Annotated in this window: 18 protein-coding genes and 4 tRNA genes; 16 read left to right on the top strand and 6 right to left on the bottom strand. The window is 58.6% G+C overall.

The genetic code is table 11. The features are described 5' to 3' along the window. Window positions 1-10: 10 nt before the first annotated feature. Entirely contained in the window at window positions 11-2,494 is a 2,484-nt protein-coding gene (gene hrpB / locus ABVF61_RS15220; protein WP_353994388.1) for an ATP-dependent helicase HrpB, read from the top strand. A gap of 216 nt (window positions 2,495-2,710) precedes the next feature. On the opposite strand, the gene ABVF61_RS15215 is transcribed toward hrpB, so the two are convergent. Beyond that, on the bottom strand, window positions 2,711-3,007 hold the full coding sequence (locus ABVF61_RS15215) for a hypothetical protein (protein ID WP_353994387.1): 297 nt from the start codon (window positions 3,005-3,007) through the stop codon (window positions 2,711-2,713). Window positions 3,008-3,352: 345 nt separating this feature from the next. Here ABVF61_RS15215 and ABVF61_RS15210 point away from each other — a divergent pair. The 5 genes from ABVF61_RS15210 (at window position 3,353) to ABVF61_RS15190 (ending at window position 4,285) form a co-directional block, all read left to right on the top strand. Then, window positions 3,353-3,438, top strand: a tRNA-Tyr gene (locus ABVF61_RS15210). Between the two features lie 15 nt (window positions 3,439-3,453). Further along, window positions 3,454-3,531, top strand: a tRNA-Leu gene (locus tag ABVF61_RS15205). 73 nt (window positions 3,532-3,604) lie between these two features. Next, window positions 3,605-3,682, top strand: a tRNA-Pro gene (locus tag ABVF61_RS15200). Window positions 3,683-3,686: 4 nt separating this feature from the next. After that, a tRNA-Leu gene (locus ABVF61_RS15195) sits at window positions 3,687-3,773 on the top strand. A 77-nt stretch (window positions 3,774-3,850) separates the two neighbouring features. Beyond that, on the top strand, window positions 3,851-4,285 hold the full coding sequence (locus tag ABVF61_RS15190) for a hypothetical protein (RefSeq protein WP_353994386.1): 435 nt from the start codon (window positions 3,851-3,853) through the stop codon (window positions 4,283-4,285). Between the two features lie 38 nt (window positions 4,286-4,323). On the opposite strand, the gene putA is transcribed toward ABVF61_RS15190, so the two are convergent. Continuing rightward, on the bottom strand, window positions 4,324-7,464 hold the full coding sequence (gene putA / locus ABVF61_RS15185; protein ID WP_353994385.1) for a bifunctional proline dehydrogenase/L-glutamate gamma-semialdehyde dehydrogenase PutA: 3,141 nt from the start codon (window positions 7,462-7,464) through the stop codon (window positions 4,324-4,326). Between the two features lie 140 nt (window positions 7,465-7,604). On the opposite strand from putA, the gene ABVF61_RS15180 reads away from it, so the two are divergent. The 4 genes from ABVF61_RS15180 (at window position 7,605) to ABVF61_RS15165 (ending at window position 11,830) form a co-directional block, all read left to right on the top strand. Then, the gene (locus tag ABVF61_RS15180; protein WP_353994384.1) at window positions 7,605-8,060 is read left to right on the top strand and encodes an Lrp/AsnC ligand binding domain-containing protein; all 456 of its coding nucleotides are present in this window, start codon (window positions 7,605-7,607) and stop codon (window positions 8,058-8,060) included. A gap of 128 nt (window positions 8,061-8,188) precedes the next feature. Next, on the top strand, window positions 8,189-9,406 hold the full coding sequence (locus ABVF61_RS15175) for an ABC transporter substrate-binding protein (RefSeq protein WP_353994383.1): 1,218 nt from the start codon (window positions 8,189-8,191) through the stop codon (window positions 9,404-9,406). A gap of 6 nt (window positions 9,407-9,412) precedes the next feature. Then, complete coding sequence (locus ABVF61_RS15170) at window positions 9,413-11,113, top strand: ABC transporter permease (protein ID WP_353994382.1); 1,701 nt, start codon at window positions 9,413-9,415, stop codon at window positions 11,111-11,113. Between the two features lie 6 nt (window positions 11,114-11,119). Next, window positions 11,120-11,830 carry an ATP-binding cassette domain-containing protein gene (locus tag ABVF61_RS15165; protein ID WP_353994381.1) on the top strand — a complete coding sequence of 237 codons (711 nt, stop codon included), beginning with the start codon at window positions 11,120-11,122 and terminating at the stop codon, window positions 11,828-11,830. A gap of 3 nt (window positions 11,831-11,833) precedes the next feature. On the opposite strand, the gene bfr is transcribed toward ABVF61_RS15165, so the two are convergent. After that, window positions 11,834-12,319 (bottom strand): bacterioferritin, encoded by a 486-nt coding sequence (bfr, locus tag ABVF61_RS15160; protein WP_353994380.1) that lies wholly within the window; start codon window positions 12,317-12,319, stop codon window positions 11,834-11,836. A 15-nt stretch (window positions 12,320-12,334) separates the two neighbouring features. Further along, complete coding sequence (locus ABVF61_RS15155) at window positions 12,335-12,577, bottom strand: (2Fe-2S)-binding protein (protein WP_353994379.1); 243 nt, start codon at window positions 12,575-12,577, stop codon at window positions 12,335-12,337. A 124-nt stretch (window positions 12,578-12,701) separates the two neighbouring features. Between ABVF61_RS15155 and ABVF61_RS15150 the strand changes: the two genes are divergently transcribed. The 3 genes from ABVF61_RS15150 (at window position 12,702) to ABVF61_RS15140 (ending at window position 17,174) form a co-directional block, all read left to right on the top strand. Then, the gene (locus ABVF61_RS15150; protein ID WP_353994378.1) at window positions 12,702-13,460 is read left to right on the top strand and encodes an SDR family NAD(P)-dependent oxidoreductase; all 759 of its coding nucleotides are present in this window, start codon (window positions 12,702-12,704) and stop codon (window positions 13,458-13,460) included. Window positions 13,461-13,643: 183 nt separating this feature from the next. Continuing rightward, entirely contained in the window at window positions 13,644-16,079 is a 2,436-nt protein-coding gene (locus ABVF61_RS15145) for a methyl-accepting chemotaxis protein (protein ID WP_353994377.1), read from the top strand. A 117-nt stretch (window positions 16,080-16,196) separates the two neighbouring features. Further along, window positions 16,197-17,174, top strand: a complete 978-nt coding sequence (locus tag ABVF61_RS15140; RefSeq protein WP_502949967.1) for a class I SAM-dependent methyltransferase — start codon at window positions 16,197-16,199, stop codon at window positions 17,172-17,174. A 7-nt stretch (window positions 17,175-17,181) separates the two neighbouring features. Here the strand turns inward: ABVF61_RS15140 and ABVF61_RS15135 are convergent, their stop codons facing one another. Next, window positions 17,182-20,358 (bottom strand): efflux RND transporter permease subunit, encoded by a 3,177-nt coding sequence (locus tag ABVF61_RS15135; protein ID WP_353994376.1) that lies wholly within the window; start codon window positions 20,356-20,358, stop codon window positions 17,182-17,184. 3 nt (window positions 20,359-20,361) lie between these two features. Next, window positions 20,362-21,561, bottom strand: a complete 1,200-nt coding sequence (locus ABVF61_RS15130) for an efflux RND transporter periplasmic adaptor subunit (protein WP_353994375.1) — start codon at window positions 21,559-21,561, stop codon at window positions 20,362-20,364. 155 nt (window positions 21,562-21,716) lie between these two features. Here ABVF61_RS15130 and ABVF61_RS15125 point away from each other — a divergent pair, with 155 nt between their 5' ends. From ABVF61_RS15125 to ABVF61_RS15115, 3 genes are all read left to right on the top strand, one after another. Continuing rightward, window positions 21,717-22,343 (top strand): TetR/AcrR family transcriptional regulator, encoded by a 627-nt coding sequence (locus tag ABVF61_RS15125; protein ID WP_353994374.1) that lies wholly within the window; start codon window positions 21,717-21,719, stop codon window positions 22,341-22,343. A gap of 82 nt (window positions 22,344-22,425) precedes the next feature. Further along, window positions 22,426-23,265, top strand: coding sequence for a TrmH family RNA methyltransferase (locus ABVF61_RS15120; RefSeq protein WP_353994373.1), 840 nt, complete (start codon window positions 22,426-22,428; stop codon window positions 23,263-23,265). Between the two features lies 1 nt (window position 23,266). Continuing rightward, complete coding sequence (locus tag ABVF61_RS15115) at window positions 23,267-24,124, top strand: SDR family oxidoreductase (RefSeq protein WP_353994372.1); 858 nt, start codon at window positions 23,267-23,269, stop codon at window positions 24,122-24,124. The last annotated feature ends 16 nt before the right edge of the window (window positions 24,125-24,140 follow it).

Raw genomic sequence — 24,140 nt, 5'->3', positions numbered from 1 at the left:
GCTGCCGGCCATGTCTGCGCGACGCACTTTCGGATCTCCTCTCCCGATCGACGCCGTCCTGCCGGACCTTTTGACGACGCTTGACGCGCATAAAAACGCGGTTCTGGTTGCTGCTCCGGGAGCCGGTAAGACGACGCGCGTCCCGCTTGCACTTCTTGATGCGAACTGGCGCAAGGACGGCAGGATCCTGGTGCTGGAGCCGCGCCGTCTGGCAGCACGTGCCGCGGCAAGGCGCATGGCCAGTGAACTTGGAGAACGTCCCGGCGAAACTGTCGGATACCGGGTACGCATGGAAAGCAAGGTCAGCGCAAAGACCCGGATCGAAGTGATCACGGAAGGTGTCTTCACACGGCTTGTCCTGGATGATCCCGAGCTTTCCGGGATAGCCGCTATCCTGTTCGACGAATTTCACGAAAGGAGCCTGGAGGGCGACCTCGGTCTCGCCCTAGCCCTTGATGTGCAATCGGCCCTGCGCGAAGACCTGCGCCTTGTTCCGATGTCGGCTACGCTGGATGCTGCTGAGATTTCAAAACTACTTGGTAATGCCCCGGTCCTGGAAAGCAAAGGGCGCAGTTTCGACGTGGAAACGAAGTATCTCGGCCGAGACACAAAGGAGCGGATCGAGCCGCAGATTTTCCGGGCAATTCGACAGGCTCTGACGGAAGAGACCGGCTCGCTGCTTGTCTTTCTTCCCGGCCAGGGGGAAATCAGGCGCACAGCTGATTTGCTCGCCGGCAAAGTGCCCGCGAATTGCCGGATCGCACCGCTTTACGGCGGCCTTGACGCTCGTGCACAGGATGCAGCCATCCGGCCAGCGGAGCCAGGGACCCGGAAAGTCGTCCTGGCGAGCGCGATTGCACAGACATCGCTGACGATCGAAGGCGTTCGTGTCGTGATCGACAGCGGCCTTGCGCGCGTTCCAAGGTTCGAACCGCAGACAGGGCTGACGCGCCTTGAAACGGTTCGTGTGTCCCGCGCCTCGGCGGATCAGCGGCGCGGGCGCGCAGGCAGAACCGAGCCGGGGGTCTGCTATCGGCTCTGGGACGAGGCACAGACCGTTGCGCTGCCGGCGAGCGAAACACCTGAAATCCTGGAAGCGGACCTCACCGGACTGGTTCTGGATCTCGCGTCCTGGGGCACTTCCAATCCGGCCAGCCTGGCGTTTGCGAGCCCGCCACCGGCAGCTGCCTGGAAAGAGGCTGCATCGCTCCTTGAAGATCTACATGCGCTTGACGCGAACGGTCGCCTGACCCCACAGGGCAAAATGCTGTCGAAACTGCCGCTTCATCCGCGGCTGGCGCATATGGTGATTGAAGGGTGCGAACGGGATCTTGGTTCCACGGCAGCCCAGACCGCACTTCTTTTGTCGGAGCCTGGCCTAGGCGGCCGCGATACCGATTTACGCGTCAGGCTTCGAAATCTTCAGAACGACAAGAGCCAGCGCGCCCGGGATGGCCGTGCACTGGCACTCAAGTGGCTCCGCCAGGCAGGCGGCGGCGAAACGAGGATCGATTTCGAAAGTGCCGGGCCTTTGCTGGCACTTGCCTATCCGGACCGGGTTGCCCAGGCGCGTGGCCAGACGGGACGCTTCCGCCTTGCCAATGGGCGCGGCGCTGAGCTTGACCGCGAACATGCACTTTCAGGGGAAGCCTTTCTGACCATTGCCGATATTCAAGGCAAGGCTGCAAGCGGCCGTATCCAGCTGTGCGCGCCGATTTCGCGCGATGACATCGAAGAGCTTTTCGCTGACGCTATCCTTGAGGAAGACGAGGTGCAGCTCACCGGTGACGGTGTCCTGAAGGCCCGCCGCGTCACCCGCTACAGGGCCGTTGAGCTTCAGTCTGTCGCAATCAAATCCGCTGATCCGAAGGCAATTGAAAAGGCTCTTGTCAGTGAAATCAGACGGCGTGGCATCTCGCGTTTGCCGTGGAGCAAGGACCAGCTGCGTCTACGTAGGCGCGTGGCCTATGTCCGGGAAAATGGTGCAGAAGACCTTGCCGATCTCTCGGACGACAATCTCAACGATACGCTCGAAACCTGGCTGCAGCCCTATCTTTCCGGCCTGACCAGCGTTGCCGCAGTCGATGCTGCTCTGCTTGGCAATGCACTGGCCGGCCTTTTGCCTTACGACACGTCTGCACGGCTCGACGCGCTCGCCCCTTCCCACTTTACGGCCCCGACGGGCAGTCGGATACCAATCGACTATGGCGCCGCTGCCGGACCGACACTGTCTGTGCGTGTGCAAGAGTTGTTCGGACTGACGGAACATCCGAGCGTTTGCGACGGAAAACTGCCGCTGATCCTGGAACTGCTCTCGCCCGCGCAGCGCCCGATCCAGATCACAAAAGACCTGCCCGGCTTCTGGGCCGGCTCCTGGGCGGACGTGAAAGCGGACATGAAAGGCCGCTATCCCAAACACCCCTGGCCGGATGATCCGACAGAAGCAGAAGCGACCCGGCGCGCGAAGCCAAGGGGTGGGAAACCGCAAGACTGAGAGTTGCGGCGATTGCGCAAAAGCCCTCCGTCGCAATCCCGGACGAAGCGAAGCTGAGATCCGGGACCGGAGTGCCTCGGAGTCTCTTCCGTGATCTTGAGCGCACGGGCTCCCCGGTCCCGGCTCGCGCGTTGCTTGGCCGGGATGACGATGGAGGGGAATTGATCACTAGAATTGGTTCCAGAAGAGATCTCGCATTCTGTGCAGAAAGGTGACCTACGACGCATAGATCCGTCGATAAATGGGTCCTTTGACCCTTGTGCTGATATCCTGTTGAACACCATTCGCCATTTCCGGGACCAGAACACCCGATTTCGGGACCCATAGGGTCCCGTAAAAATAGTCCGACAAAATTCGTAATTTCGGCTTGACGTCTTCGAAGAGATCGATCACTCGTTTGGGCGTCGGGTCCCACTCACTGCGGCCCGCAAGGATGAGAAGATGACCAAGGCAGACAACATCGTGAAAATGATCGGCGCATTCGGCGCAGCGATCTCGCGTGCCTATCCGCATCTCTCCTTGTACGCCCCGCTACCAGCAGGCGGTCGACGGGTTATGCCGGCTCTTGGAGATTCGAGACTTCTCTGACAACTCCCAGATCCTGAGCAACGAAAGACCCCCGTCGACCGAACGTCACGGGGGTCTTTCGTTTTCAAGCTCAAAACCGGGTACGCCCGGGGCCCAACGGGATCGGGAGTTCTTTGACATCGGTGATAAATCAACGGGTTCGGTCGCCACACCGGATCCGATACGTGCGGAGATCCGTCGATGTCGCCGTACCAAGGGTGTCTCATGAGACTTGTCGGTGGCCGTGATCCGGCTCACCGCGAATTCGTTTCAAAAGCGCAACTTAAACCTAGGCGGGCACAGGGAGCTGGAGATCCCAACTGACTGTAAATCAGCCGCATATTGCTGTGAGGGTTCGAGTCCCTCCCCGCCTACCAATTTTGTTTCCCATCGCCGGCGTGACGGAAATTGGTAAACCTGACCGGTTCAGAACCGGTCGATTGGGAGTTCGACTCTCCCCGCCGGCACCAAGTCCGCAGTGAGCGGATAAACCGCCCCGGTCAGCGCCACATGTGTGCGCGTTGCCGGGGCACCAGGAAACAACAGGGTGTAGCTCAGTCCGGCTAGAGTGCTCGTCTTGGACACGAGAGGTCGCGGGTTCAAATCCCGCCTCCCTGACCAAACTGCGGTTGTGGCGGAATGGCATACGCACCGTCTTGAGGGGGCGGGGAGAATTTTTCTCATGTGGGTTCAACTCCCACCAACCGCACCAAATTTCCCTCGCAATGATCCATATCTGAAGACAGGAGGCATTTAAGATAAGTTCACAAGTTAGTCCGGATAGAGGACTTGGGTTGCCCCAAGAGCCTGAACTCGCTAACCATACTCTCCGTTGTCATCCTGGACGCAGCGGAGCGAAGATCCAGGATCAGAAAGGTTTGGGGTCTCTTCGATGATCTTGAGAGCACGGGCCCTCCGATCCCGGCTCACGCGTTGCCTGGCCGGGATGACGATGGGGGGCTTGCGAGCGATCATCTCATTTCCGATGCCGCTAAGTCCTCTTTAGGTTTCCAAGGCGGCGAAGCGGGTGGTGCTGTCACTAGCGGTAACCGCGTTCATCGCATCCACCTGTTCCAGAGCAAACTCCTATCCATCGTCATCCCGGACGAAGCGCAGCGGAGATCCGGGACCGGAGAGCCTCGGAGTCTCTTCCATGATCATGTGCGCACGGGCTCCCCGGTCCCGGCTCGCGCGCTGCTTGGCCGGGATGACGATGGAGAGTAAGTGAGCGATCGTCTTCTTTCCGATGTCGCTTTGTGCCTTCAATCGTCTGACGCCGCCACAAGACTGGCATTGCCGCCGGCGGCGGCCGTGTTGATTGAGACAACCTGTTCAAGGGCGAAGCGTGTCAGGTAGATCGGACCGCCCGCCTTGGGGCCGGTACCGGAGAGCCCCGAACCGCCGAAGGGCTGGGTGCCGACGACAGCACCGATCGTATTGCGGTTGACATAGACGTTGCCGACGGAAAGACGATCAACAACCTTCGTCACCGTCGCGTCGATGCGGCTGTGAACACCAAGCGTCAACCCATAGCCAGTCGACGCAATCTGGTCGAGAACCTTGTCGATATCGCTGGCCTTGTAGCGGACGACATGAAGAACGGGTCCGAAGACTTCGCGCTTCAGAGCCTCGGCCTTGTCCAGCTCGATGATATGCGGCGCAACCCAGGATCCGCTTGAGAGAACGCCAGTCGGTGTTTTTCCCGCAAAGCGCAGGGTCTGGCTTTCAGCCATGTCGTGGACGTGAGCCACAATGTTGTCGCGTGCCTCGTCATCGATCACCGGACCGATATCGGTGGAGGGCAGACGCGGGTCGCCCAAGCTGAGTTCCTGTGCAGCCCCCTGCAGCATCTCAAGCAACGTGTCGGCGACATCGTCCTGGACATAAAGAAGACGCAGCGCCGAACAGCGCTGACCGGCGGAGCGGAAGGCCGACATCATGACGTCGTCGCAAACCTGTTCGGGCAGTGCCGTTGCATCGACGAGCATGGCATTGATGCCACCGGTTTCGGCGATCAGCGGGACGATCGGTCCGCGTTTGGAAGCAAGCGTTCCGTTGATTGCCCACGCGGTTTCGGTAGAGCCCGTAAAGGCCACGCCGGCAACATCCGGGTGAGATGTCAGCGCAGCGCCGATATCGCCCTCGCCCGGCACAAGCAGGAAAGCGTCTTCGGGAATGCCGGCCTCATACATGAGCTTGGCTGTTTCAAAGGCGATCAGCGGGGTCTGTTCGGCTGGTTTTGCAACAACGGCGTTGCCACCGAGGAGGGCCGCGCTGATCTGACCGAGGAAGATGGCCAGCGGAAAATTCCAGGGGGAAATGCAGACAAAAACACCGCGTCCGCGATACCGGTACCGGTTTTCCTCTCCCGTCGGCCCGGGCATCAGACGGCCTTCACCGAAAAGCGTGCGGGCCTCGTTGGCATAATAGCGGCAAAAGTCGACCGCTTCCCGGATTTCCGCGATCCCGTCCGGAAGACATTTGCCGGCCTCCATGGAAAGGATCATCATCAGCCTGTCGCGGTTTTCCTCCAGAAGATCTCCAAGCCGTTCAAGGGCGGCAGCGCGCTCGTTGACCGGCTTGCGCGACCAGGTTTCGAACCCCTGGCGCGCAACCTCGATCGCCTTGCGCGCTGTTTCCGTATCAGCAAAGCGCACCGTCCCGACCCTGGTTGTGCCATCCATCGGGGAAAAGACAGGATGCCGATCACCGCTGGCTGAAAGGCCACGTCCGAGCGGTTCGGCATCGGTGAACGGTGGCTGTGTCCTGGCCATGCCGTCCTGAAGCTGATTGCGTTCCTGGGCAAAGCCGAGTTCGATCCCCTTGGCATTGCGCCGACTGTCGCCGTAAAGATCGGCCGGCAATGGAATGGACCGATTGACCGCATGGTGGCCCTTGTCGAGGATTTCCGACGGCCGCTTCAGCATGGCTTCGACGGAGACCGAGGCATCGCCAACGATGGTAACGAAAGAGGAGTTGGCGCCGTTTTCGAGGAGGCGGCGAACCAGATAGGCCAGCAGGTCCTTGTAACCGCCAACGGGCGCGTAGATGCGGCACGGAAATCCGTCACGCTCGCAAACGGATTTGTAAAGGCTCTCTCCCATGCCATGCAGACGCTGGAATTCGTAACCTTCCGATGAGCCTCCGGCCAATTCGATGATCTGGGCAACGGAAAGGGCGTTGTGCGTTGCGAATTGCGGGTAAAGCACGTCCCGCGCCGCCAGCATCCGTTTTGCGCAGCACAGGTAAGAGAGATCGGTCGCCGCTTTCCGCGAGAAAACCGGATAGCCTTCCGCGCCTTCCTCCTGGGCGTGCTTGATTTCCGTATCCCAATACGCCCCCTTGACCAGGCGCACCATAAGTTTGCGGTTGCGTTTTCTGGCCGCTTCGACCAGCCAGTCTATGACCTCGACACCGCGTTTCTGATAGGCCTGAACAGCCAGCCCGAAGCCGTCCCAGCCCTCCGTGACGGGATCCGACAGGAGTGCTGCAATCACATCAAGCGATATCTCAAGCCGGTCGGCCTCTTCCGCATCGACCGTGAAATTGAGGTTCCGGTCCTTCGCCATCTGCACCAGTTCGCGCAGCTTCGGCAGCAATTCGTCACGGACACGGTCGCCATTGACGGCTTCATACCGCGGGTGAAGGGCGGACAGCTTGACCGAGATACCGGGCCTGTCCGGTAGCGCGGTGTCGCCCGCTGACTGGCCGATCGCTTCGATCGCGTTTGCATAGGACTGGAAATAGCGCTCAGCGTCTTTGGCGGTTCGGGCCCCTTCTCCGAGCATGTCGTAGGAATACCGGTATCCTTTCGCCTGCTGCACCTTTGCACGTTCCAACGCTTTTTGAATGGTTTCGCCCAGCACGAACTGGTGCCCGAGAAGCGTCATCGCCTTGCGCGTTGCAACGCGCACGGTCGGCATGCCCATGCGTTTGACGAGGCTGGACAGAATGCTCTGGGGCGTGTCGCCCGGATGCAGCAATCGCGACGTCACCCCAAGCGCCCAGGACGACGCGGAGACCAGCCAGGTGTCGGATTTGTGCCCGGAAGGGTCGTCGAAACGCGCGGCCGCCAGCTTGTCCTCAATCAGCTTGTCCGCCGTGCCGGCATCGGGCACACGCAGCAAGGCTTCAGCCAGAACCATCATTGCCAGACCTTCGCGCGTGGTCAGGCCGAACTCGCGCATGAAATCTTCCACCCCGCCGAGACCGACCTGCACGGCGCGCATGTCGTCAATGTAACCGCGCGCGCGCTGATCAATCAGTTTTTCAACAACGGGATCACCCGCTGCTTCTTTCAGAAGCGCTTCAACCAGTTTGCGCTCATCGGGAGCGTAAGCTGTCCGGAACGGTTCCAGGTCGGCGTTGGTTACCGTTGTCATTGCGGCAGCGGTCGCGGTCATAAGCACCTCCCAAATCGGCCCTTCAGGCCCAATCAAAACATTCCTCTAAATTAGTCGATCTACAGACCTTTTTTTCCCTGTTTTTTTGATATTTCTTAGCGTATTTCTTTGTAAATTTAAATTTTTTGGTGAAAAGCACAATGCTGAACGCAATCGACCGTAGAATTCTCCGAGCGCTCCAGGAAGACGGCAGGATCACGAACACGGATCTTGCCGAAAAAGTCAGTCTTTCGCCGACAGCGACTGCGGAACGCATGAAGCGTCTTGTCCGGGATGGCTATATCGAGGGTTTTTCCGCAACCCTTGATCCTAAGAAAGTTGAGCGCGGCCTACTGGTCTTCGTTGAAATACGGCTGGAGCGGACATCGCCCGAGATTTTCGACGCCTTCAAATGTGCGGTGGAACGCTCTGCCGACATTCTCGAATGCCACATGGTCGCGGGCGGATTTGATTACCTGATGAAAAGCCGGGTCCGGGACATGGAAGCCTACAGGGCCTTCCTGTCCGATGTCGTTCTAACTCTTCCCGGTGTCCGCGAAACGCATACTTATGCGGTCATGGAAGAGATCAAGGATACGCATGTTTTGCCGGTCTAAGCTTGCGCCATGACCCGAACAAAGGTTTCCTAGTGCATGTTTCCTTCACAAAGCCTTGTCTTGACCGTGTCATGCCCGATACGCGAGGGAACGACCAACGAGTTTTTCGCCGAGACCAGGGGACATAAATGAACCGTCTGCTTACTGCCGTTTTTGCTGCAATCACAACGCTTTTGATACCCATTGCAGCGAGCGGCCAATCTCAGGAATGGGAGGATGTTCTCAAGGATGCGAAAGGGCAGACGGTCTATTTTCACGCCTGGGGCGGCGAACCACGCATCAATGCCTACATTCAATGGGCGGCGCGCGAGGTTGAGCGTGCTTACGATGTGCGGGTTGTACATGTGAAAGTCGGCGATACGGCGAATGTTGTGTCGCAGGTTCTGGCGGAAAAGTCCGTGGGCAAAGAAACCGGTGGCGCCGTCGATCTCATCTGGATCAATGGGGAAAATTTCGCGTCAATGAAGAAGAACGGTCTTCTGGCATCTGCCGGTTGGGTGGAAACGCTTCCGAACTGGGCCTATGTGGACGTCGAAAACAAACCGACTGTCAGAATTGACTTCACCGTCCCGACAGACGGCCAGGAGAGCCCCTGGGGCATGGCAAAGCTCGTCTTCATGTATGACAGCGCCCGCATCAGCGAACCGCCTTCCGATCTCGCCGGGCTTCTGGACTATGCCAAGCGCAATCCCGGACGGTTTTCCTACCCCCAGCCGCCCAACTTTTTCGGAACGACCTTCCTGAAGCAGGTGCTCGCAGACACGGTTCAGAACAAAGACGTTCTGTCCCAACCGGTGGACGAGGCAACATTTGAAGAAACCGTCGCACCATTGTTTGCCTTTCTGGACAACCTGCACCCGAACCTCTGGCGGCAAGGCAAGGCCTTTCCGAAGAACGCTGCGGACATGCGTCAGCTGCTCGCGGACAGTGAGCTTGATATTGCCTTCTCCTTCAATCCCGGCGATGCATCCGGTGCGATCGCCAATGGCGAGCTTCCCGAAACGGTTCGCACCTTCGTTTTCGACGGCGGCACAATCGGCAACACGCATTTTGTCGCCATTCCGTTCAACAGTTCCAGTCAGGCAGGCGCGAAGGTCTATGCGAACTTTCTTCTGAGCCCGATGGCGCAAACGCGCAAGCAGGAGCCTGAAATCTGGGGAGACCCAACGGTACTGAATGTTGCGGCACTGCCAGCGAACGAAAAGGCTCTGTTCGACGCGATGGACCTTGGTCCTGCAACACTGTCACCGGAAGATCTCGGCCCCGTTCTTCCCGAACCGCACCCAAGCTGGGTCAGCGCGCTCGAAGAAGCCTGGATCTCGCGCTACGGTGCAGGAAGCGAGTAAGTTCTCTTGCCGTTAGCGACCGGCAGACCTGATCTTCCGACTGTCCTTATCGTGACGCTGCTCGCCGGACCGGTGCTTGCCGGCCTGATGGGCACGATCCTGCCTGCCTTCGGATACCTGCCTGTCCTCGGGTATCGATCCTTTTCGCTTGAGCCATTTGAAGCGCTGCTTCGCGCGCCCGGCTTGACGACCTCCGTGACTTTGAGCTTTGGCACCGGCCTGATTGCCTCGATCCTGTCTCTGGCAATCGTGTTGATTTTCACTGCGGGCTGGTCCGGCACACGAACCTTCCAGCGTCTGACGCGCTTTCTGTCTCCGCTCCTGTCCGTGCCGCACGCCGCTGCTGCTATCGGGCTCGCTTTCCTGATTGCGCCATCCGGCTTTCTGGTGCGTCTGGTATCACCCTGGGCAACCGGCTTTGATCGTCCGCCTGACGTGCTCATTCTGAATGACCCGATGGGGTTCACAATGACGCTGGGTCTTGTTGCCAAGGAAGTCCCGTTCCTGTTTCTCATGACGCTTGCCGCTCTCAACAGACCTCATATCAGGGACTACTACAAAGCCGGTGCCAGCCTCGGTTATGGACGGATGAGCACGTTCTTCAAACTGGTTCTGCCTCAGGTCTATCCGCTTATCCGGCTGCCGATGCTTGCTGTAATCGCCTATGCGACTTCCGTGGTCGACGTCGCACAGATTCTGGGACCAACAACGCCCGCTCCGCTCGCTCCGCGCCTTGTTGCCTGGATGAATGATCCGGACCTGACCAAACGCCTCATGGCGTCCGCCGGTGCATTGCTGCAGCTCTTCGTCAGTGCATTCGCTCTGCTGGTCTATCTGGTTCTGGAGCGCCTTGTTTCATCCTGGCAGGCCGCCCGGTTTGCAAGCGGGCATCGCAGGCGGAAGGATGGCTTTGCGCGTCTCGCCGGGCTTTTGCCCATGGTTCTGATCGTAGTGCTCATGACGGCTTCCATTGCCCTTCTCGGGATCTGGACCGTCGCAAAGTCATGGTGGTTCCCGGCCACGCTGCCGCAGCGCTGGGGGGTCGAACGGATGCTGGATGCGTTCGGCATGGGAGGTCCCGCGCTCTTTGCCACACTGGCGATAGCAGCGCTTGCCGCTGGAATCGCGACAGCCCTTACCCTGTGGCTGTTGGAGGCGCGCAGCTATCGCAAGCTGCCGGCCCGCAGCCGGATCAACACGATAGTCTTTCTACCGCTGCTCATGCCGCAGATCAGCTTCCTGTTCGGTCTTCAAATGCTGTTTCTGATTGCCGGACTAAGCGGAACGTTTGAAGCCGTGCTTCTTGCGCACCTGATATTTGTCTTCCCTTACGCCTATCTCGCCCTGAGCGATCCCTGGCACCGGCTGGATCCGCGCTATGCCAAGGCGGCTACCTCAATTGGCGCATCCCGAATGCGTATTTTCTGGAAGATTCAGCTTCCCTTGATGCTCCGCCCCGGACTCGTCACGTTTGCGGTCGCAGCCGCCGTTTCCGTCGGTCAGTATCTGCCAACGTTGATGATCGGGGCCGGACGGATCGTTACTGTCACGACGGAAAGCGTTGCCCTTGCAAGCGGCGGAAATCGTCAGGTCGCTGCCCTTTATGCCCTGCTGCAACTGGTTATCCCACTTGCCGGATTTATCCTGGCCGCACTTGTGCCTTCGCTCGCATTCCGCAATCGTGCTGCCATGCGGCTGGAAAGGTAAGATCGAATGCCGGCAAAAACGGAACAAACCGGCCTGGTTCTGGAAGGCGTCAGTATCCGCCTTGATGGAGCACAGCTGTTCGAGATCGATTGCCATATTCAGCCGGGCCAGATACTTACGATCATGGGAGAGAGCGGCAGCGGAAAATCCAGCCTGCTCGATTTCATCGCAGGTTTCCTGCGGCCTGTTTTCGAGGCGACCGGCAGGGTTATTCTGAATTGTGAGGACCTTACGCCTGTTCCGGCTCCGGAGCGTCACATCGGATTGATGTTTCAGTCACCGCTGCTCTTTCCGCACATGTCGGTTCTTCAGAACCTTCTGTTCGCAATCCCACCGGCAGTAAAAGGTCGCTTGGAACGCCGCCAGCTGGCCCTCCAAGCCCTCGATGACGTCGGCCTTGCCGGTTTCAGCGACCGGGACCCGGCCACGCTCTCCGGCGGCCAGCAGACACGCGTTGCGCTCATGCGAACGCTGCTGGCCGAGCCAAAAGCACTGTTGCTGGACGAGCCGTTTTCAAGCCTTGATCAAAGCAGGCGCGCAGATGTGCGCGATCTGGTGTTCCGCCTTGCCAGAAAGAAGCATCTGCCGGTCCTGCTGGTGACGCATGACGCGGAAGACGCCGCGGCCGCTGGTGGAATGACCCACCATCTCAACAAGGAGCAAGGCGGCAGTTGTTCAACCGTCGCACAGCCGCCCGCCGTTTCTGAGGACCGGTAAAGGCTATTCGGCCTGATCGGCCGACTTTGCCTGCAGAAGCGAATAGTTGTCGATGCCGATCCGCTCGATCAGATCCAGCTGGGTCTCCAGAAAGTCGATGTGGCTCTCCTCGTCGCTGAGCAGCTTTTCAAACAGTTCCATGGACACGTAGTCGCCCAGGTCGCGGCAGATTTCGCGCGCCTCGTGATAAAGCGCACGGGCGACATACTCGGCAGCCAGATCGCCTTCGAGGCATTCCTTCACATTCTGCCCGATCCGAAGCGGGTCCAGGGTCTGAAGGTTCGGCAGGCCTTCCAGAAAAATGATCCGGTCCATGAGATCCTGGGCATGCTGACGCTCTTCGTCCGCTTCCTCCAGCTCCTTGTCGGCCAGTTTTCCGAAACCCCAATCGGCGAGCAGACGCGCATGGACCCAATACTGATTGACCGCCGTCAATTCGTGCCGGAGAGCCTTGTTCAGATAATCAATGACCTGTGCTTCACCCTTCATAAGACCCTCTCCAGTCTACCGGTTGGCAGCGCGCTTGAGCGGTACGCTCTCCGGTTCGGTTTCCCTCGTCTCTTCAGACGCCTTTTCGTGAATGATGTCAATAACGGACGGAAAGCAGCCGCCACACCTTGGACGGCACCCCAGATGTCGAAACACGGCTCCGGGTGTCGGCACCTTACCGTTCGGATCGGCACGCATTTCCTTTGCAGCTTCGCGTAGCTGCTTCTCAGAAAGAACGTTACAGGAGCATACGATCATCTTAGGGTTCGTGCAGTGTCCGAATTCCGGACATATTGGCATTTAGGGTTTTATGCGCAATAACGAAACTCAACTGTAAGAGTCAACTTTTTCCGACTCCCCTGTGAAGTTACAAGGACACCCGATGAGCGGACAGGACACCCCCGATACCCGCCCGACACTTGTGTTGACGGGCGCGAGCCGCGGTATAGGACACGCCACAGTCAAGCGGTTCTCCGCCGAGGGCTGGCGCGTGATCACGTGCTCGCGGCAGGCGTTTTCCGACAAGTGTCCCTGGCCGATGGGACCGGAGGATCATATTCAGGTCGACCTCTCCGACCCGGAAAATCTTGGATACGCGGTCCAGGAAATCCGCAAGCGGCTGGAAGCAAACGGTTCAAAATTGCAGGCCCTCGTCAACAACGCCGGGATCAGTCCGAAAGGCACAGACGGTGCACGGCTCAATTCGCTCAATACCGCGATGCATGAATGGCGGACGGTCTTTCAGGTGAATTTCTTTGCACCGATCCTGCTGGGGCGCGGGTTGTTCGATGAATTGAAAGCTGCAACCGGATCCGTGGTGAATGTGACGTCGATCGCAGGCATGCGGGTTCATCCCTTCGCGGGTACAGCCTATGCGACGTCAAAGGCTGCGCTGGCGTCGCTCACGCGTGAAATGGCAGCGGATTTCGGGCCTCACGGCATCCGCGTGAATGCTATCGCACCAGGCGAGATCGACACGTCCATTCTTTCGCCCGGAACCGAAAAGATGATTGATGACATACCCTTGCGGCGCCTGGGGCTGCCGGAAGAAGTGGCCGATACGATCTTTTATCTGTGCTCACAAAGAAGTTCTTACGTAACCGGAGCTGAAATTCACATCAACGGCGGACAACATGTCTGATCTCGTCAAATGTTGCTAGGCTTGCGTGACCGGCAAGGTCTACGAAATGACACTTACGTACTATTTGCAATGAAGCGAAATAAAGAAACGGACACTCTAATACGATAGTTTACCCAATATTCATGGCTGACGGGAATAGTGTTTTCAAGGGTAACGCTGTTCTGACAGCCATGCGGGGATCGTATGAAACAGATTTTGAAGTCGTTGGTCGACCTGAAGTTCGGATTCAAGGTCGGCGGTGGGTTTTTGGCGGTGCTGCTGCTGACCGCAGTGGTCGGTGCCGTTGGCTTCTTCGCCATCCAGAACCTTTCCTCCAGCTTTGTCGTTGCCGACCGCGCCGCGCAAGTTGCCGGTCAGGTCCAGGCAACGTCCCTCAAGCGGGAAGACTATCTGAATAGCCCGACCCCAGAACTGAGTGCGGCTGTCGATCAGGAAATCGAGGCCCTGAACGCCTCCCTGCAGAAGCTGGATGAGGAAGTGGCCGGCAATGCGGAAGCCGAGGCACAGGTCGCCGGAGCCAAGCAGGCCGTTTCGGAATTCGCCGCAACATTCGACGACGTCGTGGCGCAAACGGAGCAACAGGCTCTGCGTCTTGCATCGCTTCAGGAGAATACAGCAAACCTCGGCAAGCTGGCTTTCAACATCAATGACGCGGTGATCACTGAGGAAAAGCGCGTGAGCGCAGAGGCCTTTTCAGCCGACAGCCGGCTGGACGACGCTTCCGCGATCCAGCGGGGCATCTTTGAACTGAAGGACAAGGTCATTCAGATCCGGCTCAAATATCTGGAAGGGAACGGCAATCTGCAAGGCGAGGCCCTTGAAGAATCAATCCATATTGCACGTGCCATGGTCTCGTCCACAAAGCAGATGCGTTACAAGCAGATCGACGGCATGCAGCCGAAAGTCATGGCTCAGCTTGCCGGTGCGACCAAGAAGCTTCTCGGTGCTCTTGAAAACCTCACGAAAGACCTGGGTTTTTCCGAAGCCTATGAAGCCCGTCTTGCGGTTGGCGAAGGCATCGAGGGCCTGGACGCAAAGACGGTCGCGGTTCTTGAACAGGCGGCCCCGGTGGTTGACCAGGCCAAAACCGAGTCACTGGAAGCGTCGACACGGCTCGCAACCATTCGCACGATTTCCGACAAGGCCAAGTCGCTGAACCAGACCGCCCAGACAACGCGTTCCGAGCTGCTCTACCTGTTCGGCGCTTTCGGTTCGGACGATAAAGCACTGGTCGAAGCACAGATTGCTTCGCTTCTTGCCCTCGAAGAAGACCTGCTGAAATACGCAAAGGTCCTGCCGTCGGCAGCCGAGGCGATCGAGGCGATCCCGACTTCCATCGTCACGCTTGATAAGTCGTTCAAGGAAATGCTGACAGCGGAAACCGACCTGCTGGAAAAACGACAGCAGCTCGACAGCCTGACCAGAAAGGTCAACGACGACATTGCAGCCATCTCGAACGCGCAGTCGCAGGCGGCCAACTCCGCAGCCGGCTCCGCCGAAGTTCAGATCATCATGACAATCATGCTCGCTATTCTCGGGGGCGTCGGTCTGGCCTTTATCCTCAACATGGCGATCACACGTCCAATTCAGATCATAACGAATGTTATGGATCGGCTGGCGAATGGTGACAACGAAGTTGATATTCCTGGTATCGAGCGTGGCGACGAAATCGGCAACATGAGCCGCACGGTGCAGGTTTTCCGGGACAACGCCGTGGAGCGGGCTGAACTCCAGGCGCAAAACGAACAGGAAGAAGAAGCCCGTCACGAGCGCCAGCAGCGTGTCGACGACCTGATCAACAATTTCCGGGCGACTGCGGAAGAGGCTCTCGGATCGGTCGCGTCAACGGCAGGTAGCCTTGACAACACCGCACAGGCGCTAACTGAAATCGCCCGTGACAGTGCCGGTTATGCGACCGAAACCCAGTCCTCCTCGAACGACACCACGAACAACGTCCAGACTGTTGCCAGTGCTGCAGAGGAACTTGCGGCCTCGATCGGCGAGATATCCCGTCAGGTCGCGCAGACCACCGAGATCGTCGACCGGGCAACAACGGGCACGCGCGAGACCAACGAGAAGGTCGAGGGTCTTGCGGAAGCTGCAACAAAAATCGGCGAAGTCGTGACCCTGATCCAGGCGATCGCTGAACAAACCAACCTCCTTGCCCTGAACGCCACTATCGAGGCGGCGCGCGCAGGCGAAGCCGGCAAGGGCTTTGCGGTGGTTGCTTCCGAGGTCAAGGAGCTTGCGACACAGACGTCGCGAGCGACAGAGGAAATCAGCTCGCAGATCACCGAGATCCAGAACGCCACCAAGGAATCCGTCGTGGCCATCGGCGAAATCGCGGAGACCATGACCGAGGTGAACAGCTACACCACCGCCATCGCATCAGCGGTTGAGCAGCAAGGCGCCGCAACAGCGGAAATCTCGCAGAACGTTCAGCGGGCTGCAGAAGGAACCGGTGCAGTATCCTCGTCCATGACTCAGCTGTCACAGGCAGTCGATCAGACATCATCGTCCGCAGACATGGTTCTTTCGGCATCCGGCGAGCTGACGGACAAGACGGACCATTTGAAACAGGAAGTCGAGCAGTTCCTGTCGAAAGTCGCCGCGGCCTGATCAGCGTCGTTGCATTGTTGAACGGGCGGAGTGCCATGCGCTCCGCCCTTTTTCGTTGCGCCGCATGAAGCTGTGATTGACCTTGCCCGCCAGGAAGACTAAGGCGTGATCACCTAAGTGAACAAACAACGTGAGACCATCGTGGCGGACCCCAAAAGCGCCTCTTCCTTTGCCCCATACGGGAGCCCGCCGTCCCAGTCCTGGCCCGTCGTGCTGGAAACAAGGGGGTGGAAGGACTACCGCCTTCTCGACATGGGGGCCGGCGAGAAACTGGAACGCTACGGCCGTTTCACCATTGTGCGTCCGGAGCCCCAAGCCATGGGCGCGCGCCGGCTCAAGGAAGCCCAGTGGCAGCGTGCGGATGCCGTTTTTTCCGGTGACACGGAAGAAGAAGGCCCCGGGCGTTGGAAGTTTGCAGGCAACGTGCCGGAAACCTGGCCGATGTCCTACGGGCCGGTCCGATACAATGGCCGCTTCATGTCGTTCCGGCATGTCGGGGTTTTTCCCGAACAGGCAGCTCATTGGGACTGGGTGAATGAAAAAGTGCGGGCTGGGCGCAAGAACTCGCCCGACAAACCGCTGAAAATCCTGAATCTCTTCGGCTATACGGGCCTTGCATCGTTGCTGCCTGCAACGGAGGGAGCCCAGGTGACCCATGTAGACGCCTCCAAGAAGGCGATCGGATATGCCCGTGAAAACCAGGCGTTGTCCGGACTGGATGACCTGCCGATCCGCTGGATATGCGAAGACGCGTCGAAATTTGTCGCTCGTGAAGTCAGGCGCGGGAACACCTATGACGGGATCATTCTCGATCCTCCGAAATACGGTCGTGGTCCCAAAGGCGAAGTCTGGGATCTCTACACCAGCCTGCCGGGCATGCTTAAGGATCTGCGGCAGCTATTGGCCAAGGACTCATTGTTCATGATCCTGACCGCCTATGCGATCAGGTCCAGCTTCCTCGCGATCCACGAGCTGATGGCCGAAACGCTCGCTGAGCAGGGCGGCCTCCTGGAGTCCGGAGAACTCGTGATCCGCGAAGAAGCGGGAAGCCGGGCGCTGTCGACTTCACTGTTCTCCCGTTGGAGCGGCCGCTGACGCAGGCTCACTCGGCCGCCATCGCTGGCTGGTAGTTGTCGTTGGACCACGACGTATCGGTTTCCGAGCGCTCATCATGTGCCTGCGGTTTTGTTTCTTCGGAAGCCGCGGGCTTGCGCTTGCGCGCATAAACAAGTGCAAACATCGGCGGCGCGAAATAGAACGAGATCACGGTCGACAACAGCACGCCGCCAGCGATGGACATTGCAAAGGGAGGCCAAAAGCCGCCTCCTTCCAGGATCAGGGGCAGGAAGCCACCGAACGTCGTCAGCGTGGTCGACACGATGTGCCGGCTGGACCCCATCACAACGTCAACCATCGCGTTCTGGTCTCCGTTTACCGCTCCTTCGTTCTGCTGCATGCCGGTCAATATGATGATCGCAGCATTTATGGAGACACCGATCGAGCCGATCACGCCGATGATCGCGTTGATCCCGAACGGATACTGGAAGACCGCCAGCGCGAAGATGCTTAATCCCGCTGAGAGAACGGCGACGACCAGCGTAACTGCAGACAAGCGGAATGAGTTGAATGTCAGCACAATCGCTGCAATCGACAGTGGCACAATCAACCCCAGCGAGCCTATCAGGTTCGTCAACGTGTCGTCACGGGCATCAGAGTCGCCTCCCGTTTCGATCCGGTATCCATCCGGCAGGGCAAATCCGGCAGCTTCCACTTCCGACTGGAGTTTCTTGAGTGCCTCTTCCGGCAACACGCCGTATTGCACGAAAGCCTGGACGGTGTTGGTCCGCTCGCCGTTTCGCCGGTTGATCTGGCCTTCGGCAGGCTCCATGCGGATGTCGGCGATGGCAGACAAAGGCACACCGTTATAGGCCGCTGACCCGGGCACACCGTTTCCGGGCAACAGGGGAAGACTTGCAATGCGGGACAAGTCGCCTCGATCCGATGCACCGACGCGCACGCGCACCGGCAGTTCCTCCGTGCCCTCAATCAGGCTGCCACCTGTCGCCCCTTCAAGCGTTGCCTCAAGCTGCTGAGCAACCTCACCAAGCCCCAGCCCCAAAAGCCGCGCCTTGTCTTCGTTGACGGATAATTTCAGCTTCGGCGAGCCGCCATCGAGCGTCGTGCGCACGATCGTCACCTCTTCGACGCGCGCAGCAAGCTCACGCAGCTTGTCGCCTTCAACACGCAGAACTTCCAGAGAGGGACCGACCAGACGCAATTCGACGGGTGCGTCGACGGGCGGGCCCTGGACGAGATCACGTACCAGAATGCGCGCTTCCGGAAAGTCCGACGACAGGCTTGCCTGCAAAACCGGCACAAGCCGTGCGGTTTCAGCCGCAGATGATGTCGTTACAAGGGCTTGCGCAAAGGCAGGTGCCCGGTCCCGATTGCCGACGATGTTATAGTAAAATGCGGGCGCACTCTTACCGACCACCCAAGACACTTGCTCGATACCCTGTGTGCCCGCGAGCGCGGCATCTATTTTTCGTGCCGTGCCGGCGGTTTCGGAGATCGCGGTTCCATCCGAAAGCTCGACCTCAATGTGAAACTGGTTCCGGTCAACGCCAGGGAAAAACTGCGCCGTAAGCGTTGGCATGCTCAGGAAGCCGATTACCGGCAGGACCAGAGCAAAGGCAACGGAGCTTGCCGGATTGCGCATCGCCATCTTCAAGGAAAAGCGGAAGGGCACGGCGACTAAAGCCGCAAGCCCGGATTTTCCTGTTTTTTCGCCACTTGTATTGGCTGGCAAAATCCACCCGGCGATAGCGGCTGTCAAAGTGACCGCGACGACGAAGGACCACAAAAGCATGATGATCACAGCAATTGCGATGGCACCCACGAAGTCTCCGGCGGGGCCTGGCAGCAGAACCATCGGCATGAAGGAAAGCGCTGTCGTGACCGTGGAGGCGAGCAGGGGGGCAAACAGGCGACGCACGGCCTTGGCGACTGCGTCACGGCGGGTTCTCCCCTGATCAAGCGCCTGTCCGATTTCATCCGTCATGACGATACCGGCATCGACCAAGAGGCCGAGGGCGACGATCAGCCCGGTCAAGGACATCTGATGAAGCGGCAAGCCGATCATGCTCATCGTCGCGAAGGAAGCGAGGGTCACAACTGGCAGGACCATTGCCACGATCAACGCTGATCTCAGCCCCATGGTGACCAGCAGAACCGCAACCACCAACCCCATCCCGATGGCGATATTCAGGCCAACATTGGACAGGCGATCGATGGTATAAAGGCTCTGGTCGAAAACGAGCTGGTGTTCGATGGAATACGGCATGTCCGCTTCAAATCCGGCAATCCGGCTGCGAACGCGTTCCATCCAGGTGTCTACCTGAAGACCGTCGGCGATTTTTGCCGCGACAAGGATGGCAGGCCGTCCGGAGGAAAAGGCGAGTTCTTCCGCAGGTTCTCTCTTTCCCTTAGAAACCGCTGCAACATCTCCAACCCGTGTCACAATCCCGGTATCGCTCACGGTGACAGGAATTTGCCGGATCCGGTCGAGTGCGGCAATTTCTCCCTCGACCTCAATCAGGAACTCACGGTCGGCACCGCGCAGACGCCCTGCCCGCACTTTGGCGTCAGCGGATCTGATCGCTGCTGAAACCTGTTCAACGGTCAAAGAAAGTGAGGTCAGAACCGCAGGATCGACCTGAACCAGAATTTCCTCTTCAACCTCACCGAAAATCTCGACTGACTTGGTGCCCGGCACATTGCGCAAAGTGTCTGAAAGGGCTTCGGCGTAGCGCAAAAGCACCGCATCCGAGACGCCATCATGTCGCGGCACAAGCGCACTGATCGAAGCGAAAGCACCTGCGCCTTCCGTCGAGAATTCCGGTTCAAGAACACCTTGCGGGAATTCTCTTGTCGCATCGCCGATCTTGTCCCGGATTTCAGACCAGGCCTGCTCGATCACTTCTTCCGTCAACGTGTCGAGAAGTTCGATCTGCACAATCGAAATGGAGGACGAAGAGGTCGATTCGATCACGTCGATCTCTTCGACTTCACGCAGCTCTTCCTCGATCTTTTCCGTCACCAGAGCCTCGACCCTGGCCGGGTCCGCGCCCGGGTATACCGTTGTTACGGTGGCAAAGAGATTGGTGATCGTTGGGTCTTCCTGACGGCCAATTCCAACGAGCGCGGACAATCCGGCCGCGATGATGACGAGGATCGTAAGCGCAACCAGACGCGGCTGGCGGAAGAACACGGTTTCCATTGTCTATGCTCCCTCACCGATCGGATTGACTTTCTGGCCGACAACAACACGGTGCACGCCTTCTGCGACGATCTGTGTGCCGGCAGATATCGTGCCGCGGACAAAGGATCTGTCCGCATCGGCGTGGAGCACTTCCACCGCTTCGCGCCGGATTTCATACCCGCCGGCCCCCGTTTGCGCCTCTGTCTCGACGATTGCCAACAGGGTCCAAAGACCGCGAGGTCCTTCCTTGAGCGCGGATGTCGGCACCCAGTAGCCCTCGGTATCGATGCGTTCCGTAAGTCCGAGTTCTGCAAGGCGCCCGAATTGCGGCACTTCGCGTGACGTTTGCAGTTCAAAAAGCGTTTCGATTGTGCGGGTACTGGTCTGCAGGTCCGGCCGAAAACCGGAAAGACGTGCCTCGAACAGACTGCCTGCGACACGGATCTCGTAAGCCTCCTGCCGTTTCAAACGGTCGACGACCTCTGGCGCGAGGCCAATACGAACCGTTGGCTTGGCTGTCTCCAGAAGGCGTAAGACCGGCGCACCAGGAGAAACCGTTGCGCCTTCATCCAGCAAACGCTCGCCAACGGTTCCGTCAAACGGAGCGGTCAGGACCGATTTATCGAGACTGATATCGATCGCCTCGACAGCGGCATCGATCTGATCGATCGTAGCGTCGAGACGCGTTAGCGCGAGCCTTGCTTCGTCGAGGATCTGGTCGCTGACATGCCCGCCATCACGCAGTTGCTGACGGCGCTGAAGCGTCAGCGCAGCCAGTTCGCGATCGCTCTCCGTCGCACGGCGGTTCGCAATCTGACGGCGTTTCTCAGCTTCAAGCGCGCGTGTGTCCAGAACGGCTATCACGTCGCCCTTTTGTAATGTGTCACCTTCGTCAAACGCGATCTCACGGATGGTTCCGGACAGCTCAAAACCCAGATCGGTGCGACGTGCCGGTTCAATACGGCCGACAAAACTGCGCGAGACGTCGTATCCTGTGCGAAATTCAGGGGCGATGGACCGAACCTCGACAAGAGGTGCTGCGGCAACGGCCGGCTTTTCCTCTGCCCGCATCTGGATTGTGGTCACCCCAATCATGACGGCTGCAGCTGCAAGCCCGACATTCATGGAAAATGTCGTCAAACTGACCAGTCCCCGGGTCATTTTCCTCAATGACCCGCGCTTCGGCGTCTTTGTTTCAGAAGCTGCACTCTTTTCCGACATCGCCTTGCCCTCATCGCCTGTTTGACGGCAACCGTTCACGGGCTCTATGCGCCATCAATGTGAACAGCTCTAACTATGTTACAGTTGCTAACATATGTTAGAAGAATTAACTTCGACAAGGGATTCGCTGAAAAAAAGTTCAGAAACACCAGAAAATGGCTAAAAACAAAGTCCAGAAAAAAAGCGCCTACCACCATGGCGACCTGCGCGGGCAGCTCATTTCGGCGGCAAGAAGCCTGATCGAAGAGCATGGTCCGGATGGGTTTTCCATGTCCGACGCATGCCGGCTGGCCGGTGTCAGTACCGCAGCTCCCTACCGTCACTTCGCGTCGAAGCAGGACCTCCTGACAGACGTGGCAAAGGACGGGCTGCAGCGGCTTGGCGTCGAGATGGAAGACAACGCCTCTCAGTTTACGCGCGGCACCGTGGAGTCGATCTCTGCAATCGGCAGGGCCTATGTGAATTTTGCGATCCGCGAACCACACGCTTTCCGGCTGATGTTCAGCACGCAGGCACATTCCGGGCGCATCGAAGAGCTCCGAGAGGTGGGACGCGGCTCGTACGGCGTTCTTCTGCGTGAAGTCGCGCGATACACCGGCGAACCGGAAATTACCGAGAGCGTGATACGAAATGCCTTTCCGCTCTGGACGCAGGTCCACGGTCTTTCGTTTCTGGCGATCGATGGAAAGCTGGATGTTACCGCGTTTCCTGTCGATATCGATGAATCGATCCTGATCGCAACAGAACGTCTGTTGCCACCTGGCGGCCAGGGGAAGGCTTGACCCGCTCCATCCTTGGCCCTAATCCAGCCTTGAGGAAAAACAGTCAACATTTCGGCTCCCGAGCGAGCCTCCGGAGCGGGACATGTCCCAGGCAGGTAAAGAAAAACGTCAAGGCGCGGTGAAGCAAATCACCAGCCATTCCAATCCGATCGTCAAGGAAATCAAGGGACTGGTCGCGCAGCGCAAACACAGGAGCCAGTCGGGCCTGTTCGTTGCTGAAGGATTGAAACTGGCCACTGATGCGCTCGAAGCAGGCTGGCAGGTTAGATATCTTGCGCTGGGTCCGGATGCCCGGGAAAACCCGGTCGCTCAGAAGGCCGCCGCCACGGCAAAAGCACGTGGCGCGCTGATCCTTGAAGTGTCCACCGCCGTCATGTCCGCGATGACCCGGAAAGACAATCCGCAAATGGTCGTCGGTGTCTATGAGCAGAACATTCTGACCGCGAGGGACATCAACCCCGCACCAAACGGCCTTTGGGTTGCTCTCGACCGCGTCCGCGATCCGGGAAATCTCGGCACGATCGTCCGGACCATTGACGCCGTGGGCGGAAGCGGTGTCATTCTGGTTGGTGACTGCACCGACCCGTTTGCCGTAGAAGCCGTTCGCGCCACGATGGGATCGCTGTTTCATGTCCCTCTCGCCAAAATGACGAAGGACGAATTCAAGCCGTTCGCAAAGGCCTGGCCGGGGACTGTCGCCGCCACGCACCTGAAAGGGTCGGTCGACTACAGAAAGCCCGAATACACCGAACCGGTCCTTCTGGTGATGGGTAACGAGCAAAAAGGGCTGGAGGACGATATGGCGGACGCCTGCGCAACCCTGATCCGGATCCCGCAGGTCGGTCAGGCGGACAGCCTCAACCTTGCCGTTGCCACCGGCGTTGCACTTTATGAAATTCGCCGCAAACACCTGGAGCTCTGAGATGCGTCTGTTTGTTTTTGGTGTCGGCTTTTCTTCAAAGGCCTTCATTGAAGAGGTTCGCGACCAGTTTGAATGGATCGGGGGCACAACACGATCTGAAGAAAAGGCGAGCATTCTCCGCAAGGCAGGAGTGGAACCCTTTCTTTTCGATGGCACTGCAAAAGGTGCGGGCATTTCAGACGCGCTGAAGACAGCAACGCATGTCCTTGTCTCGATTGCGCCAAACGAAGACGGCGATCCGGTTCTTACCTGGCACGGAGAAGATATCGCGGCCGGAAAACCTTCCTGGACCGGCTACCTTTCGACAGTCGGCGTCTACGGCAATCATGACGGCGCGTGGGTCGATGAAGATACGCCCTGCAAACCTGTTTCCAAGCGGTCGGTGCAGCGGGTCGCTGCAGAAGACGCCTGGCTTTCCTTTGCTGGGGACACCGGATTGGCGGTCCAGGTTTTCCGCTTGTCCGGAATTTACGGACCTGGCCGGAACACGTTTGAAAACTTCAAGAAAGGCAAGGCGCGGCGGCTGGTCAAACCGGGCCAGGTGTTCAACCGCATTCATGTCGCAGATATTGCACGTGCCCTGAAGCTGGCCATGGCTACCCGGTCGACACGGGTTTTCAATGTAACGGACGACGAACCGGCACCGCCACAGGATGTCGTCACATATGCCGCCGAATTGCTTGGCGTGGAACCGCCTCCGGAAATTCCATTCGAGAGTGCCGATCTGACGCCGATGGCGCGGTCGTTCTACGGTGAAAACAAGCGGGTCTCCAACAAGCGCATCAAGGACGAGCTCGGGTTCACATTCCGCTATCCCAATTACCGGATAGCATTGCGGGACCTGCTGGCTACACTCTAGCTGCCGCTCGTTCCTG

Source organism: Roseibium sp. HPY-6, from assembly GCF_040530035.1.
Taxonomy (GTDB): Bacteria; Pseudomonadota; Alphaproteobacteria; order Rhizobiales; family Stappiaceae; genus Roseibium.
Note: the sequence above shows the minus strand (reverse complement) of the source record. Positions and strands in the feature narration are given on the sequence as shown.